At 57.4% G+C, this 17,622-nt stretch carries 13 protein-coding genes; 4 read left to right on the top strand and 9 right to left on the bottom strand.

Annotation, left to right across the window (positions count from 1 at the left end; all coding sequences use genetic code 11):
• Window positions 1–16: 16 nt before the first annotated feature.
• The 4 genes from ACZK0Z_RS01080 to ACZK0Z_RS01065 form a co-directional block, all read right to left on the bottom strand.
• Window positions 17–580, bottom strand: a complete 564-nt coding sequence (locus tag ACZK0Z_RS01080; protein WP_049429827.1) for an RNA polymerase sigma factor — start codon at window positions 578–580, stop codon at window positions 17–19.
• A 14-nt stretch (window positions 581–594) separates the two neighbouring features.
• Window positions 595–1,023, bottom strand: a complete 429-nt coding sequence (locus tag ACZK0Z_RS01075) for a periplasmic heavy metal sensor (RefSeq protein WP_087948687.1) — start codon at window positions 1,021–1,023, stop codon at window positions 595–597.
• Between the two features lie 17 nt (window positions 1,024–1,040).
• Window positions 1,041–1,328 carry a CnrY/NccY family anti-sigma factor gene (locus ACZK0Z_RS01070; RefSeq protein WP_130768358.1) on the bottom strand — a complete coding sequence of 96 codons (288 nt, stop codon included), beginning with the start codon at window positions 1,326–1,328 and terminating at the stop codon, window positions 1,041–1,043.
• A 200-nt stretch (window positions 1,329–1,528) separates the two neighbouring features.
• Complete coding sequence (locus tag ACZK0Z_RS01065) at window positions 1,529–1,810, bottom strand: hypothetical protein (RefSeq protein ID WP_033836035.1); 282 nt, start codon at window positions 1,808–1,810, stop codon at window positions 1,529–1,531.
• Between the two features lie 72 nt (window positions 1,811–1,882).
• Here ACZK0Z_RS01065 and ACZK0Z_RS01060 point away from each other — a divergent pair, with 72 nt between their 5' ends.
• Window positions 1,883–2,497, top strand: a complete 615-nt coding sequence (locus tag ACZK0Z_RS01060) for a hypothetical protein (protein ID WP_033836041.1) — start codon at window positions 1,883–1,885, stop codon at window positions 2,495–2,497.
• 153 nt (window positions 2,498–2,650) lie between these two features.
• Here the strand turns inward: ACZK0Z_RS01060 and ACZK0Z_RS01055 are convergent, their stop codons facing one another.
• From ACZK0Z_RS01055 to ACZK0Z_RS01045, 3 genes are read right to left on the bottom strand one after another with little or no spacing between them, the layout of a single operon-like run.
• Complete coding sequence (locus tag ACZK0Z_RS01055) at window positions 2,651–3,982, bottom strand: TniQ family protein (protein ID WP_080052957.1); 1,332 nt, start codon at window positions 3,980–3,982, stop codon at window positions 2,651–2,653.
• A 2-nt stretch (window positions 3,983–3,984) separates the two neighbouring features.
• The gene (locus tag ACZK0Z_RS01050) at window positions 3,985–5,040 is read right to left on the bottom strand and encodes a hypothetical protein (protein WP_158229108.1); all 1,056 of its coding nucleotides are present in this window, start codon (window positions 5,038–5,040) and stop codon (window positions 3,985–3,987) included.
• Window positions 5,030–7,420, bottom strand: a complete 2,391-nt coding sequence (locus ACZK0Z_RS01045) for a hypothetical protein (protein WP_130768356.1) — start codon at window positions 7,418–7,420, stop codon at window positions 5,030–5,032. The genes ACZK0Z_RS01050 and ACZK0Z_RS01045 overlap by 11 nt, the downstream gene beginning before the upstream one ends.
• 1,714 nt (window positions 7,421–9,134) lie before the next feature.
• Between ACZK0Z_RS01045 and ACZK0Z_RS01040 the strand changes: the two genes are divergently transcribed.
• Window positions 9,135–12,962, top strand: coding sequence for a hypothetical protein (locus ACZK0Z_RS01040; protein ID WP_197632161.1), 3,828 nt, complete (start codon window positions 9,135–9,137; stop codon window positions 12,960–12,962).
• A 566-nt stretch (window positions 12,963–13,528) separates the two neighbouring features.
• Here the strand turns inward: ACZK0Z_RS01040 and ACZK0Z_RS01035 are convergent.
• Together ACZK0Z_RS01035 and ACZK0Z_RS01030 are read right to left on the bottom strand one after the other, a co-directional pair.
• Complete coding sequence (locus ACZK0Z_RS01035) at window positions 13,529–14,515, bottom strand: DNA-processing protein DprA (protein ID WP_197632162.1); 987 nt, start codon at window positions 14,513–14,515, stop codon at window positions 13,529–13,531.
• Window positions 14,512–15,888 carry an HAD hydrolase-like protein gene (locus ACZK0Z_RS01030; RefSeq protein ID WP_197632163.1) on the bottom strand — a complete coding sequence of 459 codons (1,377 nt, stop codon included), beginning with the start codon at window positions 15,886–15,888 and terminating at the stop codon, window positions 14,512–14,514. The genes ACZK0Z_RS01035 and ACZK0Z_RS01030 overlap by 4 nt, the downstream gene beginning before the upstream one ends.
• A gap of 83 nt (window positions 15,889–15,971) precedes the next feature.
• Here ACZK0Z_RS01030 and ACZK0Z_RS01025 point away from each other — a divergent pair, with 83 nt between their 5' ends.
• Both ACZK0Z_RS01025 and ACZK0Z_RS01020 read left to right on the top strand, forming a co-directional pair.
• Window positions 15,972–16,175 carry a hypothetical protein gene (locus ACZK0Z_RS01025; RefSeq protein ID WP_197632164.1) on the top strand — a complete coding sequence of 68 codons (204 nt, stop codon included), beginning with the start codon at window positions 15,972–15,974 and terminating at the stop codon, window positions 16,173–16,175.
• Between the two features lie 664 nt (window positions 16,176–16,839).
• Complete coding sequence (locus ACZK0Z_RS01020) at window positions 16,840–17,607, top strand: hypothetical protein (RefSeq protein WP_478449371.1); 768 nt, start codon at window positions 16,840–16,842, stop codon at window positions 17,605–17,607.
• Window positions 17,608–17,622: the final 15 nt, after the last annotated feature.

The raw sequence follows: 17,622 nt of genomic DNA, 5'->3' as shown, positions 1-17,622 counted from the left end.
CGAATCCGGCGAAAATTTATTTCCCGCGGCTCAGTGCATCTGTCAGCTTGGCCCGTGCTCTCAGTACGCGACCCTCTATTGTTTTGAGACTGATACCCAGGGCGGAAGCTGCTTCAACCTGGGAAAGGCCGACGAAGGCAGTCAGAACCAGGGCTTCACGCAGGCTCGGGTCGATCGTGTTGAGAACCCTTCTTACTTCTGCGAGCTCAAGCTGAGAGCCGGCAACCTGCTCTGGCCCGGCCTGCTCGGAATGCAGGGCGCGTCCTTCCTCGTCATCCAAAGGCTTGGCCCGGAACAGGAAATGGCGGACGCGTCGAAACCGTTGCGTATCACGAACCTTGTTGATTCCAATACGCATCAGCCAGGGAAGTACCGAGCGCGTCGGATCGTACTCTGACAGGCCTCGCCAAGCGGCAACGAATGTCTCCTGCACGACATCATCGACGTCGGTTTCGGGCAGGCCCATGCCTCGAACCATCTGCTTGATTGCTGGCGAGTGACGGCGGACCAGGCGAGCGAAGGCCTCAGCATTACCTGCCGCAGCTTCAACTGCCCAGTTGTTGTCGTCCTCGATGGTCACAACGTTTGTGTGGCTCAGGGAGAGTCGGTGCGAAGTGCTTCAAGGAGTGCCTTGTCGTAGGCCGGCCGGTGCTCGGGTTTCAAGCCCTCGCGCATCTCGAACACATGCTCGAGCGTGATGCGCTGGAGATCGCCCGCAGCCCGCTCCACCTCACGACTTGCACGTTCCACCTGGGGGTTCCATTTGGGGTCAGCCGCGATGGCGTCCGCCAGCTGGCGGTTGGCAATCCGCAGGCGCGCTTCGATCTCACCTCGCCTTGTTGCGAACAGCTGTTCCTTGGCCTGGAGGATCTGCTTCTCCGAGTCGTCCAGAGGCACCACGGCGTGAAGGCGTTCATGGAGATCGCTGTGCCCAGGATTGAGCGAGTGCCAGGTCCAGCCGATAGCCAGCGCGCACACGACGCCAATGATGGCGCCAGCGATTGTTGCCAGCGGCAGCCTCATGAGGGGTCCGATTGCCATCAGCGTTCCACCAGTAGAGCGTATGGGGACATGGAAGCTGGGGCCGCGACCCATGTCGGGCGCGAGGGTGCCTGGGTGACAAAGAAGGCGGAGCCTACTCCTCCGCAGGTAAGCACCGCCGCGAGCGCGGCGCATGCGAGTGCCCGGCGGAACTCTCGCTTACCGGCCCATTGCGAAGGGGAAGCTTCTTGGGACAAGCGCTGAACTAGCACATCAGTGGCCTGCTCATTGCCGCAGGGCCGAGTGGCAGCCGAGGCCCTTGTCAGCCATTCATCTACGTCACTCATTTGAAGTTCTCCTCATCTGCCCTTCTTTATACGCACGCCAATCCCCCTTCCCCTCAAAGCTGCACATCAGTTCCCTCCAGCATTCGTGCTTGAGTTCCCCAAGTCCCGCCCTGAAGTTCCCCAAGTCCCGCCCTGAACCGTCCAGAAAGCCCTGCTCTGGGCTGGGAGGCAATGCCACCTCAGATCGAGGTCCTGTTCCCCTAATCACCGACCTTGCCGCCCCGCGCCTCAATTTGCTGAGTCAACACCGAGAGCAGCTGCTGGAAGGCCGCGTTGAAAATCCACCCGCCCTCCGGCCCGTGAGCCTCAGTGATCCCAGGAAGAATCGAGGCCCAGGCTCTCGATAACAAGTCTGGATACGGATGCGTGATGATTAGCGTCCGCACCCCGTACTCCAGGGCCTTCAAGTAGCCACGGTGCGCCGCAAGATCTGTCTCGCACGCCTCTAAGCGAGCCTTTAAGTCAGAAATCTCAAAATTCATTCCAATGTGCTTCTAGATGGACAATCGTCACAATCCGCATGATATTGCCGCAAGCCAGTGGAGCGCGCGCACTTGAGTATCCTGAACGTCCTGCTTAGCCCTGAACGGATGCTGGTTGCAGTTGACACTCTCGCCGAGGATGCACTCACCGGCGCCAAATCGTCCGGCGCGAAGTTCTTATTGATTCCACAACACAACGTGGTGCTTGCCTGCCGCGGTAGCACTCAATTCTTCCTTCGGATCTACGCACTTATGCTGCAGGCCAGCTTTCGGGCGGACTTCACAATGGAGCAGCTAGCCAAGGAACTGACATTGGTGATCGACCAGCTTTGGCCTGAGTACGAGAAGGCAGCCCTTGAAGCAGGCCTGTCGAGGCAAACCCTAGGCACCGAACTGGTACTTGGAGGGTGGTGCCCACGCGCCGGACGAATGATAGCCACCGCCTACGCCAAGTCCAACAGCACCGCAGCAACGGTGGTGCAACCCTTGGTCGGAGGTCTGGCGTCACCCGGCGAGCCCTTGCGGGCCATGCCTGACAGCTTTGCGGCGGATGCGGTAATTGAGGCGGGCAGGATTCAAGCGGCATGGTTAAACAGCGCCGCTGGCCGGCAGGTCGCAGGTGGTCGCCTGCTGGCAATCGACCTGCGCCAAGGGCGATCGGTCGTCCAAGATCTTGGACAGCTCTGATGCTCTGCGCATCCGTCGACGTAGCAAACAGCACTTATGCCACCCTTCGGCACTATTGCTGACACCTCGCAACCGTGGAATGCACTCGTGTTCGTCAGGCAGACGGGGCATCTAAGACCAAGAGACTTCTAAGACCACCAGGAAGGCTTCAGCTCATAGATTGGGTATACGAGCTACGCCCTTCATCCCTCCCACTGGGAGAAGAAGGCTACAGGCAAGTTCCGCGGATCGCACGATGTTCGATGCGACATCCATCTCGATGTGGATTCGTTTTGCCACGGCTTCGGATATCAGCAGCTGTCCTTGTAGCGAAAGTTTCAACTGACATGCAAGACGAAATGCTCTGTTTATCGTTCTTCGCGAAACACCGCGAATCATCATCTGTTGCCGCCTTAGCCGGACCGCATAGTGAGCGTGGTGGTGCGGTAGGCCAGACTTGAACGACCCTCGTCTTCCGCTCAGCTGCGCAAGCACCTGGAAGGATGGAAGGACGCACTGGTCATCACCAAGCAGAGCGTCAATCAATCGAGCAAACTCTCTTCGCTCATCTGCCACTCGACCGCGTCCTAGTGGGAGCTCCGGATTCGATCCAATTCCAGGCAGAAGTTCGGACGCAGATTCGATAGGCTGGAGAAGAATGTCCAAGACAGAAACGCACTGATTTGCCGATAGATTGAGTAGCTCATTGAACTCTAATCGACTCGGATCATTCCTTCTAAAGAGTCTGAAGCAATTCACTCTAGTCCAGCTCTTGTAGTCAGAATAGCTTGCAGGCAAGCGTGCAGGAGGTCGGTAATCCAACTTTCGCCCCTCGCCTCTAGCCACGACTGCCTCTATAAACACCTCCAAGTTCGAGAGTTCAAGCCTCTGATTTGGATGATTTGAGCACCAAGAGATCAGTTCCTCTATGCACTGATTGATCCAGCGCTGAGTCGGGTTCGCCGAGTCAAAGCGTGTGCGCCTGTCTAGGCGATCTCCGCAGGATGGGCACTTTCTCAATGCAATGCTCTTCAACTTCCCGAGTCCACAATTGGAACAGCTGTTCTCAATCCTGGCGTCGTGCAGCGAGCAGTGAGAATAAGCATCGAAGCTCCAAATCAGCCTCTCTGTGGCGCTCTCGTCCATATCGCTAGCTCCGATGCAAATCGGACACCAAGCGGCGTGTCGACTCCAGCTCGCTGCCCTTGAGGAGACGATCTCTGAGAGTCCATACAAAGTAGCACCGACAAGTGACTGCCCAGTCAGCTTCTCTAGTGAACGCGCACGCCGTACTGACACAGGCCCGAGCCCATCGAGTCTGCGCTGATCAATGTATCTAGACGGCACCTCCGACGAGTGGGTGTCGATAAGCTGAAGCATCTTGCACCACGAAATTCCGCTGAGCTTAGCCAAGCGATTTGCGTATCCATTGAGCGACTCTGTCCAGGGAGTACCTGCATCACGAAGCTCAAGAGGTGGAAGTACCGTCCATCTTGGTGGTTCCATCCTCACAGATCGCCTTCGCTAGGCAATGAGCCCTTGATGGTCAAGAAGTCCGCTAGGCGTAGAGAACGCTTGCCATCGGCAAGTCTATTGAACGCGTCTATCTCTCCCCAGAGCAGCCTGTGATTCCTTTCGGTTCCAGACGCTGCTCGCAGATGCCCGAGCTCGATGGTATTGGAACCATTGCGACAACGCTCTTCATTCGCCCGCATCAAGTACCGCAGAGTTGGGCCAAAAATTCCTCCTCCATTGAGAGCAATGAGCTCTAGGTTTTCCTGGAGAAGGCTACCTTTTGAAAGTGGAAATCCCTTGCCGATCGCCTTGATCAGAGAGGCGTAGGATCGCAGGTCGTCATTGTCATTCAGACCGTACGGACGCATATAGAGAACGTCAGATCTATTGAACACCTCTTGGGAATCCTCATAGAGCGTGGACGCTTCATGGGTTCCTATCATGATCGCCACACAACCAATTTCTTCAACAAGCGCCATGATGCCAAGCATGTAGTTGCGTGAACTCTGACTCTTCGGAACCCTGCAGATGTTCGCAGCCTCCTCTATGACGATGTACCTCAATCCGCGAATTCTAGACATGCGCTCAAACGAAAGACGAAGGTCTCTCTCCGCTGTTCTCGCGCGCACTTCACGCCAGAACACTGAAGAGGCTCGCCGCTCTGCGGCCACGTGCGTTTGGTCAGGATCGCCACCGGTTTCCATAGCATTAGTCCAGCTAGTGTCGGGCTCAGTTATTTCCTGATGTAGGCGCAAAGCGAAGTCTTTCGGATTGAACTTGTCGCCCTGATTCAGGATTGCCCTTACGGAGATCAGCGGCAAGTGGCCTGTTGGCCAAAGTTGGGGATTTCCTCCGAGCTCAGGCAACAGCTGCCGACGCAACTCGCTCTTTCCTGACCAGGAGGGCGCTATCAACCAAACAAAGTCTCCTGGCCGAGCTCTCGAAACTGATTTCAGTAGGCTGTGCTGGGTAGTTAGAAAGCGCTGATGTGGTATGAAAGGGAAGCTCATCTCATCAGCTGGAAAATGGGGCAGGATGCTAGCGTCCATGCGAATCCCCTTCCACAATGAGATCGGGGAGCTCATCAAAGTTGACGACCAATCTCGCTTGAACCTTCGATCGACTCGCATTTGGCGGGGCTTGCGTTTCCTTTCCACTTGCTAGCCCCATATCATTGGCTCGCTGCCTGGCGTTGGCCATGCTCGTCCTCTCATAGTTCTTACGCTGCAGCTCCTCCTTCTTGCTCTCAACATCCGGCGTGATGAACTGCTCCCACATTGCCTCGAAGTGACGATCCTGCTCGGAGTAGTGACCAATCTCCGAGACCTTCGAGCACCATGCCTTGTAGCGTCTCTTCGTGGTCTGAATCCAAACGAATGAAATATCCTCAGGATCACGCCGAGCACTGAGGATCTTCTCTTCATGCGCGCGCGACGCGAGATCCGCGTTCGTGTAGCTTCTCCTCCAGTGTCTGATCCCCCTTGTTCTTTCATAAGAGCATGATTTCAATTTCACTGAAGTTTGAAATAGGAAGTCATCGTCTACAACCGTTGGTATTCCAGAGTTTGGAGCAGTCAACTGACTGTTCTCAAATCGCTCTCGCGCACCTGCGAAGCCATCCACGGGCATCTCGGGCATCAGGCTGTACAGAAGGTGGTGAATTTCGGATTCTACGGTCGAGAAATCTAGGCGCGCGGTCGATCTGCTTTTGAATTTTCCATCGACACTTCTACCGGCTTTATCTGGCTTTGTGCTCCCAATCAATTTGTGGCTGACCATGGAATTGATAAGCCCTTGAACCGTCTCACACTGTGAGTTGAAGCGACTCGCGCCTGTCGGCACTGTGAGTATGGAGATGCCATAGGTTCGACAGAGATCACCTAAGGCTGACTTCAGATCAGTGCCTCGATCGATCACGATTGCGTGTGGAAGCTTCGCGTGCTCGCGCACATAGTTCCTCAGCAAAATTAGTGGCCCTTCGCGCCGAGCGGGACCGAAGACAAAGGCATGGGCCATAACCTTAGACGACGCTTCGTCACGGCCGCAGTACAGTACCGGGCAGTGGTCTTGCTGCCCTTCGTCTTCTTGTGTAAAGACTCGGTTGTCAACCTTGGTTGCATCGATGTGCAGGACAGAGTGCACAGCAAGCGCTTGGCCTGATCTAACCCGAGCGTCGGAACGCGGCCTATTTGCTTGATAGTTTCGCTTACCGCCGACAGCAAGATCACGTTGCCCCCTTGAAACGGATCGAACTCTTCTGACGAGCGCCTTCCGGCCAGGCACAGGAACGCCAGCGCACTCGCACTGCAGGGCTAGCTCACGATACAGATCGGCTAGCGTCGCAACCTTACCCTTTAGCCAATGTGAGCCAATGACTCCGCGTACAAGTTCTGATTGCGCGTGAGTGAGACGACTGGATCGGTTCCCGCACTTTGCGTAGTTGGTGATGAGATCATCTAGAGGATTGCGACCCTCTGCGCGCGCTAGTCTCACCCGCTCCTCCAACTTCCTCATCTTGGGTGTCGCTCGCTTTCCTTCACGAGCAAGGCATTCAAGCTTCTTCAGCCTTGCAACTGCCTTTGCCACATCAACTGAACTTGCGAGCGCAACTGGGCCGCTAGCTTCGGCATACAGGTTGTTGATGTTCTTACAGCACTCGGCCGCAATCGCCTCCGCCTGCTCTTGACTTAGGCTTAAGAGAAAGTTGCGCGTATCGGTAATCGGTATGTGCCCTATGGGCCCGTGGACTAGCCTATCCGCCAAGAGTCCTGCTGCGACCCCAGCGTTGAACCAAGGGATCTCTTCCATAAGAAACGCGATGCTTTTTGGCCCCATGTAAAGCTGCTTTTCCACCGCAGCAAAGCCCTCTCGGCGCACCATTGAGAGATCTTCATCCCAGTTTTGGTAGATGAACTGCAAGTTCCTATGGTATCGGCTGATGTTGCTGGGTGAGGCCCAGATCTTGTACTCGATCCCATGGGATGCTGCCCATCGCTCATACACCAGATTGCGATATTTCCCACCGTCCAGCACCCACTCTTCGGGCTTTCTCTCCACAAGAGTGCTGAGCTTGGAGATGGGCTTACATTCCACGATTTCCACGGAGGACCGTCGAACCACAAAGAAGTCTGCATGGGCGGTGCACACATGATTGCCGCGCCTTATGCCACGACAAGTGACCTGGCAAACATATGAGATGACGTCAGGATCAATTTCTAGCTCATATGCAAATGTTTGCTCGACTGTATGGCTTTCCAGCCTGCGAACATCGCGACACTTTCTTGAATAGAAGTCGACGACCACATTGTCCAGTGCATAGGCGCCAACGCTGCGCCCTGGTTCCTGGCCAAAGAGCTCGAGTGCGAAGGACCTATCTTCTACTGATAGATCTAGCGTTCTTAGATGATCCCTCAGCTGATCTGGGGTCATTGCCATCTCCCTCATGGTGGGAGATGGCTGCACGGCCCCCTCCCGCTTTGACGAGCACTTGAAAGAAGCACGGGTCGGGAGTAGATTCAGCTACGCGGAACTAAGCGCTAGCTGCGAACAAGCCCTGGCCTGCCAGCCAGGGTTTGTTGTTTCTTCTCCCCAGAGATCTTTCTTACTTAGCTCATTGCACGGGCTCCTTGATAGGTGCCTGCCGAAGGGACAAACGTCCACGGCGACCTGGAAAGTTCACCGCTTCGATGCCTAAGCGCCCCTGCACTGCAGCTCGTCTACCTGCATCTAGGCTACGGAATCCAAGTAGCTGCCTGGCATCCCCCACGCGAACACAGATCCCAGACTCATCAACGATCCTGTCTGCCAGTTCCTCTTCTGAGGACGCTTCAAGTGCCGCTCTTTGCAGGGAAAGTGCGTTCATTCCTCCAACATACGCAAACCAATGCTCGTTGCAAGCTCGTTGAGTCCCTCTGCATTTCGCAAGCCATAAATGGTTATACCTCCTTTAAAATCAATCCATTACAATCCTTGAAGCCTTAGTACGTCGAGCGTTCTCCGGACGAGTCGAATGCTAGATTGGAGCCCATTGCGCGAGTGGAACTAACAGTGGCTTTTCATTTGTGGGTCCATGCCACATTGATTAGCGACTTCTTGCATTGCGCGTTGCGTCCATCCGAGATCCGTGCTGCCTCACTAGGTTCAGCCACGTCTTCACAACCTTGCATCGGAATCCAGGTAGGTGGCAGACGCCAGCAGACTGCACGGTCTGGAGAGCGGATATTCATTCGCGTACCCATAGTTGGTTCAGCTATGAAAGAAGTCTCCAACTATGCAATCATTTCCTTCGATATCAATTAGCTACGCTACGAGCGCCCCGACTATGGGGCCAAAGTGCTAATAGTCGGTGAATGTAGAGCCTCGGCTGCACCCAACTATGAGGCCAAAACGCGCTCTAACTATGGGCACGTGGCTACGTACTAGACGGGCAACCATAGGTTTACGTCTTTGCTGAACCTATGGTTGCCTGATGGCTGAAAACCTTTGGTTGCATTTGCTCAGGAGTGGGGCTGGCGTCCGCTGCTCATTTGTCCTCCTAGCGAGAGGGGAAGCATTCTTCATGCCGGTACGTACTTCTGGATTCTTAACAAATGGTCGCCACAGGTCGCTTGTGAGGTATCGGGGCTGGAGTCGGACGAAGCATCTGGCTCAGGTCGTTTCCCAGGGGCAATAGCAGCCGACATCGCTAGAGTAACTTCCGCTACGGATCGGGCACTGTCGCCCCCGCTGATAGCTGTTCCGGCCAGAAGCGGACTTAGAGCGTGCCCACTCTTTCTAAGCTGCGTTGGAAGAGTCCCGCGCCCATCTGACACGGCTCGGGCCCGTCCATACTCGGAGACCCTACCTGCCCTTGAAAGCCGGTGATGCACGCCAGACTTGTGATTTGGAACCGCTCGCTGAAGGCGGTTCGAGCTTGTTACGGTCACAATACTTGAGACAGACAAGCGGCTGGTCATCTGAAAGACAGCTGCACTATCCGGACCAGGCCCCGGCTTGGCGAAAAGGTTCGGGACCTGGAGTTGTTCAATCTAGTAACTTACTCGAAGTTCCGAAATCTCGTCAGGCGAGCCCATTACCCCCCCCCCCGGGTCGCACCCTCGGCACTATGAAGGGAAGGACCCGCACCGAGAACTTCGAGAGATTGATGGACTTCCTGGAACTAACTGCCGCCGATATCACCGCTCTGGATGACGGTCAGCTGCGAGAGCTAGTCGCTCGATTAGCGGAAGCTGAGCTTCGCGAGCAGGGGATTTCCCGGTCAAGCGTGCAAGCCGGTGGGGCGCAGGAGGCGGCCGACGGCGGACTGGACGTGAGCGTCGCCACCGTAGGTCCACTCCAGCGTCCGGCCTTCGTCCCACGTGCGACCACCGGGTTCCAAGTGAAAAAGCACAGCATGAGCCGCGGCGGCTGCACACGGGAGATGCTCGAGGCGGGTGAGCTCAGGGACTCCATTAAGGCGCTCACCGATGAAAAGGGGGCCTACGTCATCGTCAGCGGCAAGGATAGCTGCTCGGCGACCATGTACAAGGAGCGCCTTGCCGGCATGGAGGTGGCACTGAAGACGTATGGTGAGGGTGGGGATCTGCACTTGGACTTCTATGGAGCTGACCGGTTGGCGTTGTGGCTGAAGAGCCATCCCGGCGTCGCGCTCTGGGCGCGGGAAAAGCTTGGCAAGTCGCTGGCTGGATGGCGGCCCTACGGCCGCTGGGCTTCGACACCGAAGACCGATAAAGACGAGTTTTTGGCCGACGCGCACCCCTGTGTCATCGATGGCAGCTCCAGCGACAAGAAAAAGATGACGGTCATGGAAGGCATCGAACTAGCACGCCGCCGACTGAGGTCAGGCTCTCGTGCCGTCCGCATTACTGGGCTGTCAGGCGTGGGCAAGACGCGCTTTGCGCAGGCGTTGTTTGAAGAGCACGTAGGGGAAGACGCGTTGCCTGCCACTGACGTCCTCTACGCCGATCTGGGTGAAGACCTGGTGCCTTCGGCATCAGCCGTGGTCACCTACTTGATCGCCAACAAGCTGGCGAGCTACGTCGTCCTCGACAACTGCCCACCCCAGACGCACCGATCGCTGCAGAAGCAGCTCAGCGCCAGCACCGCTGCGCTGCATTTGCTGACCATTGAGTACGACATATCCGACGATAGACCGGAGGAGACCGATGTCATCCATATAGAACGGGGTAGCGAGGAGACAGTCGCCACACTGCTTCTTCGGCGTTATCCCAAACTCAACCGGTTCAATTCAGCGCGTATCGCCGAGTTCGCCGGCGGCAACGCCCGACTCGCGCTGGCGCTCGCTGACCGGGTTGAGGCGGACGAAACGCTTACGAGCTTCAATGACGAGGAGCTCTTCCTACGCCTGTTTCAGCAGAGAAAGGGCGAGTCAGCGGACTTACTTCGGGCAGCAACGGTCTTGTCGCTGGTCTACTCGTTCAACGTCTCCCGCGACGAGCGCGGGGATGAGCTTGGAGTTCTGTCGGCGATATCCGAGGTCGCGCGCGCCGACCTGCAACGTGCCCAGGCTGAGCTGGTGCGCCGGCAGCTCGCCCAAAAACGAGGCAGTTGGCGCGCGGTGTTGCCGCATGCGCTCGCAAACCGGCTCGCACGCCGCGCATTGGACGACTACGAACCCGAGGACATCAACCGCGAGCTTCTGAAGCCCGAGAATATTCGGCTGCTTCAATCTTGTGCCCACCGCCTCGGCTACTTTCATGACAACGAACGTGCCCGCGAGTTGGCCCTCACGTGGGTCCAGTCGGGCGCGCCATTGGCAAACCTCGCGGCACTCAGCGAGAGCCACCTCGTGGTTCTCAACTATGTAGCTCCGATTTTCCCAGACGTCCTTCTTGGCGCGATCGAGCAATCGGCCCGCATTCCGGGGTTCGCTGACCGCGCCAATCCCAACGTCCAGCGCTTTGTCGGGCTCCTCGTCAATCTGGCTTATGACGACGAATCCTTCGACCGTTCGGCGAGTATCCTGCTCAGCATCGCTCGGACCGAGCGTCATGGAGAGAACAACAACAGCGTCGTGGGTCGATTGCGCCGACTCCATCAGCTGCATCTATCCGGAACCCTGGCTGGCCCGGCCCGACGCCAGGCGTTTGTGCAGAGGCTGCTTGCGACCGATGAACATCGTGACCGCCAGATCGCTGGCGAGCTCCTCCGCGCAGCCTTTGAGGCGCGATCCTGGACGTCTTTCGGAGGGTTTCAGTTCGGCGCGCGCAACCGTGGATCCGGCTGGAGGCCTAGGTCCAGGCAGGAGCAACGCGACTGGTATGACGGCTTTCTCGCACTGCTCGATCCAGTACTCGAGTCAGACTATGACTCGCGCGAGTGGGGCAAGTCGCTGATCGCAGAGAACTTTCGACAGCTCTGGACCTCTGCCGGCTGCTTCGACGCTCTGGAATCCCTAGTATCAACCTATGGCGCGGGTGGGTGGTGGCCTGCGATTTGGTTGGCCATCGGCGAGACTATCGAGTACGACGGCGCGGGTCTTGATCGGGCGGTGTTGCGGCGCCTGGAGGTGTTGCAGTCTCTGGCGGCGCCTTCCGACCTCGAGTCGGAGATCGGCGCCTACGCTTTCGTGAACGAATGGTCGCATCCCTACTGTCGCGGCGCCGACCGCCCAGCAGCAAGGACGGAACTGCTGGACCACGTCTTCGCATTGGGGCGGTCACTCGCGTCCAACCCGGACCTGTTCGAGCATCTGGCGCCACAGATCTGGGCAACTCGCGTGAGACCGGTAGCTTGGCTGGGTTATGGCTATGCCGAAGCCCACGAAGATCTAGAAGCCCTGGTCGATATGTTGATCCGGTCGTTCAAGGCACATGCCGCTAACCGCGCCAGTGTCGAGTTCATCGAGGGCTGCTTGCTGGCGACCGCGGAGCGCAACCCGGTCCTCCTGCCACCAGTGCACGAGAAGTTGCTGGCGGAGACTAAGCTCAAGCCATACAGCGTCTGGCTACTTCTGGCTACCCCTATCACGCCATGGGTGAGCGCGCGATTGCTCGACGTCGCCCGCCAGGGCAGCGTGCCCGCGGCTCATTTTGAGGGAGTTGGTCACGGCAGACGTCATGAGTCTATGTCTGACTTGGAGTTTTCAGCGCTTACGAATGCAGTCTGCCGCCTGCCAGAGGGATACCACTCGTCGTTCGACATGCTGATCATGCGGCTACACGCGAGGGCTGACTGGAATTATATCCCAGGGCCGGAGATCTTCTCAGCCATCCGCATCGCATTGGGTAGCCTGTTGCGTGATCAGGCCACCGACGTGAACCGGCGTGCCCATCACGGCATAGGCAAGCTGATCGTAGAAGCTCTTGGTCCTGCGGCACCCGAAGACGACGTGGCCAGACTCGTCGGCGAGCTCTGTGACGCGGTCAAGGAGTATCGGCTCTCGCGGGAGAATTACTCCGAGGTGCTGTCGTCATTCATCGAGGCACGTCCGGAGATGCTGCTGGATGCACTACTCGAAATCGAACGTGATGATCCCGAATCCGGCGCGGTGGACTGGCTGTTCCGGCAGCGATCCGGTGAGTCCTCGCCGTCGCTGAATCTCGCATCCATTGACCAGCTCCTGACGTGGTGCGGGGAGGACGCTCAACGTAAGGAGTTCGTTGCGCGGAACGTCCGCGTCTACGAGGCAAAAGACCTGTCGGAAAAGGACGACGATTCGACAACTCCGCTTCGACTCAGCATGCACTTCAAGAGGCTCCTGGACGTCGTGTGCGACAAGTCGAGCCTGATCGAGTTCGCTTTCGGCCAAGCTGTGCCGAACAGTTGGATGAATTCACGCGTTCCGATCATCGAAGCCCGACAGCAGGCTCTTCGCGAGCTGGTTAAGCATGAACTGCCAGAGGTCAGGGCGCTGGTAGCGAAGAAGGTCACGGACCTCGACCTACTAATCGAGCGGGAGCGAAGGCAGGAGGAGTCCGAGCATCACGCGAGAGAGCAGCGGTTCGAATAGTAGTCAGCAACTCGTGTGCCTGGATGATCATGCGAAGACACGGTGTCGGGCTCGGTCGGCAGAGAGTCTCTCGTTGTTCCGGTCATTGGATAGCAGCTTCGCTGGTCAACCCATTGGGCAAAGTCCGCTTTCGGCCAGAAGCGGACAGTATGATGGTCCGTCTATTGGGTGAGCCTGACGGTACGTCCCTCGCGAGCACGGCTACCCTTGGAGTTCGGCAACCAAAGTCTGAACGCTATGCCCGAGCGCCAACCCCGAGAACCGTGAGGTCTTGATGTTAAAGAATTTGCGTGAAGGACGCCGCCAACCTATGGTTTCGAGGCAACCATAGGTTGAAAAGAGTCCAAGCATTCGGGAAGCATGAGGCCAGAAAGGCGTGGTAAGGCTAGGTGCAGCAGCAAAGGAACGAGTTCAACGACGTGGCCAAGGTCTGAGCCGCCATCGTGATGGCTCCTTGCCTTCTCAGGAATGGCCACTGGACGTGTGGTCGACTATCCATCAGGTGCACCATGAGAATGGCCTGGCGATGGACGACCGGCGGCCGGAGCCGGCCTTGTCGCTGTGACCTACAGCAACCCAACCTGCGGCATCACACCGCTATCAACTGGGGAAACCGATGTCGTCAGCAGGCTGGGATAATCCTCCTTCCCCCGCAGCACCACGACCTTGCGCAATGAGGTCTCCGAGCACGCCAGCAACTCGGCAATCGCGTCGCGCCGGTCCGAGACAATGAGCGCGTTGGCCCGCACCTTGGGCTCGCCGTTGTCCGCGTCCAACTTGGTGGGCTCGGGCACGGCCAACCACCGGCCATAGTCCAGGGCAGCACGGCTAGCGTGCAGGCTCCCGCCCTTCAAGTCCGACTGGACCATCACCACACCCTGGGCAAGGCCCGCTTGAATGCGGTCGCGCTTGACGAAAAACTCCGGGCGCGGGTCAACACCGAAACCGTACTCCGATACGAGCGCTCCCCCCTTGTCAAGGATCTCCTGGGCCAAGCCCTTGTGCTTGGACGGCGCCACGGTGTGTAGACCATGGGCCATCACCGCCACCGTGTGGCCACCGGCCTTCAGCGTGGCCTCGTGAGCCACAGCGTCTAAGCCCAGGGCTAATCCGCTCACCACCGACCAGCCGTTCTCCACCAGGAACTGGGTGACACGTTCGGCGATCTTCACGCCGTGCTTCGTGGGCTCACGTGTGCCAACGACAGCAGCCGACTGCTCAGGCCTGTCGGCCAGAGCACCCCTTACATACAGAATGACAGGATCGTCCTTCGTGGCCTTCAACAACGGCGGATAATCAGGATCGAGCACGGATATAATGCGGGCGCTCGAAATCTCCGCGTACTCCACTTGCCGTTCCGCCCTTTCAAGGGCGTCCGTCCACAACGACGCGTGGGTCGCCGAGGCCATGCGCGGCACCTGCTTGGCGATAGCATCGATGGGGGCATTGGCGAAGTTCGCCACGTTCAGCGCTAGGCGTAACGAAGCGGGCCCCACGCCTTTCAGCATGGAAAGCGCCAGCAATTTGGCTGTGGCCGGGGAAATTGAACTCACGACAGCACGTTACTCACATTCTTGGTCAATGCCAGCAACTTCACCTGACGTGCGCCAGCTTCGATCAATCGCTTCTTCGCGTACATCAATGTTGCGCCAGTAGTGCATACGTCATCAATGATAACAAAGTCCTTGCCGCGGACAGCGCCGGGATTGCTGACGATCAAGTGATCACGCACGTTCTCGAAACGCTCAATCCGATTGAGGTGTTCCCCGCTCTGCGAGCGCACCCCTGCTGTGTAAGCGAGAAAGTCGTTGCTGAACTGCACAGAGTCGTGTGTCTGGCCAATTGGCGGACGACGCCGGAAATCGCCGTGAAGCTGTGCGATGAAATGCTGCATCCTGGGAAGGCGATCTGGACGCGCGGGAATGGCCGCGACCGTAACTGTTTGATTGGTCAACGCCATGAACGGATTGCTCCTCTGCACGAAGGCGTAGACGGCGGCGCACCATTCCACGGGGAAGACCTGGCGGTCCTTATTCTGATGGATGCTGTGCGTGAGCGTGTGCCACGCTCTGCGATTATCCAACGACTCGTAATCGGAAAAGTGCCGTCCGGCTGAATGGATCTCTTCCCTAGCCTTATCTGGTTCGCCCAAGTTCGCTGGGTAGAAGTGGTTGACGGCAGAGAAACGTGGCTGGTGCCGGTGGTCCTGGCTTCCATTGAACTCCCATTCCAACTTCGGCGCATACGCCCCGATGTCGGAAATCACTTCAGCCAGCTCTGCCGGCCCACTGATGACAGCGTCAGGGATGAGTTCCAAGGCTGCGAAATGGCGCCGCCCGTCCCATTGCCCATGCGCCCAAGAAGTCTTGTCGAGGACCACATAGCAACCCGCGTTGTAAGCAGCCTTAACGTCCACGGTCTCATCCCCGACCATAACCACGCGCTGAGGATCTTCTATTTCCAATCGGGACATGCACTCCCGTATGCCCCAGCCGTCTGGCTTATGGTGGCCCTTGGGCACGGTCTCGTATACCACGCCCGTGTCCCAGTCAAAGTCCGGGTACGCGCGGTCAACGATGGCTTTGGCGTAAGCCCAGGGAGCGCGCGTAAAGATACCGAACCTCATCTCTGGCCATCGGGTTTTCAATGAAGCCAGACGTTCAGGCGTGTAGATGTACCGCTGAACAGGGTCGCCGAAGCGCCGCAACAACTCCGTCGCATATGCCTCATCGTCTTGCTTGCCCACACCCTGCGGGCGTATGTCCGACAAATCACTGGTGCGAAGTAGCGTATCATCCAAGTCGAACAAGCACAGGTCGAACATACCGCAGCCTCCATGGCAAGCCATCCCCCTGATGGCCAGTTCGATAATAAGCCTGCTGGCCAGCGCCCGCCAGTCTGCAAGGCGCGGATCAAGCGTCAACATTCCGACGCCACTAACTAATCAAGGACTCGTCAGAGCCCCCAACACAGCCCCCGCCATCAGGCCTGTCTTTGCTCTGGCCAAGAATGAAGATCGATGACATCACGCGGGAAATGCTGCCCAAACTGCCGGTCGACCTCCAGATGAAGGTCTTCCCGCCCCCCGCACTGATGAAGATAGGCATCAAGACGTTCAGCGGCTTCGCCACCAGAGCCTACCCCCACACTGGCCAAACGGCCGAACAAGGCCGACGGCGGACGCCGGTCCACCGGCCCGACTCGCTAAGCTAAGGCTGATGTGGACGCTTAGTGCATGTACGCCATAGTGAACAATAACCACCGCAAAGGATGATTTACTTTGAATTTGAACCTTGTGTTCGATCTCCCCAAACCTCAAATACCTCCCCACCACTGGCCCCTGCTTTTCGGAGCCTTATTTTACAGATTGCCCCGGATGCCAGCCCGGCCGATGTTGCTTGTTGCACAGCCGAGCACAAGGTGTTGCGACGGTGTACGTTGGCCAAACGCTCTCTGTTCAACACGATCTTGCGGCCATGGTTCCCGCGCGATTGTGTAAACACCATTGGCCACGGACACTCCAGAAATGCCCCTTGCGATGATCACGCGCTTGAAGGCGTCGGCAATACGCAACCGAAAGAGCGAAAGCGGCAGGGCGGAGAATGTTTGAATCGCCCAAGGTGCAGTAGGCAGGTACGGCCCTCACATGCTGTCCGCTATCGGCCAATTCCGGACACTCGCTCGTTCAAGTAAAACGCCCCAGAGCGGTCGATCACGAACAACCACTATGGGCGGTACTGCGACCATTTCGCGTTATGATTGTAGGAATCGGGCCGTATGGCGTACCGCAATTGCGTCGCGCCCATCTTTACATGCTCTTCAATGGCCACCACGCAATTATAGGGACAATGTGCCAATGGCCGCCCAGAATAATGCAATGCAAAAGATCCTCAACAAAGCTCATGCTGATCAGCGCATCTCCGATCTGCTGGCCCACATCAGACGGCAGATCCCAATCAATTACGAATGGAGCGATGGCGCTTACTGGGGCGCGCACATCGAGAATGAGTGTGCTGTCATCACTGTGGCGGAAACGGAACACCCCAGCGCGGCACTCGTTCACGAGCTACTGCACATTGATTTGCAGCTCAAGGGTTACCGACGCCCCAGCGGCTTCATTTCCGACATTGTCGACTCAGCCACATTCAAACGTTTGATGACATGCCTCGATAACGAGCTGCAACATCAGCGCATGTTCGCCCCCTTTCGTTCCATGAATTTTCGCAGTAAGCAGTTTTATGCGGATAGCGACGTAGGTACGGAACTTTTCCTCTTGAACGAGCTCGCGAAGGCACAAGGTCGCATCGAGCGTGCTATTCATTTCTTCACCCTCATTGCACCAGGCGGCGCTATCAGTGAAGGCAGCCGCAACCATTTGCGCCAGAAATTCCGGACTGTCGATGGCGGCCTACACGAATCAGTGTGGGTCGCGATCGAGGCCATAGTGGAGCGCTGGAAGAATGATGCCAGCTTCGATGTCACCCCCTATTTGAAAGAAATTTTGCTGACCCTCGCACCGACCACAATCGCCAAACCTCATAGATCCTGGATCACCTTCCAGCCGGCGACGAAGGATGGATTCGCGTTTCCTAGCGATGGAGAGTTTGTGGAAGGAGGCTTCCTGCTTGACGATCTGAAAGGGTGAGACGCCGATGTGGCT

The organism is Stenotrophomonas sp. 116085_Sma, from assembly GCF_056479585.1.
This window is presented reverse-complemented; position numbering and strand designations above follow the sequence as displayed.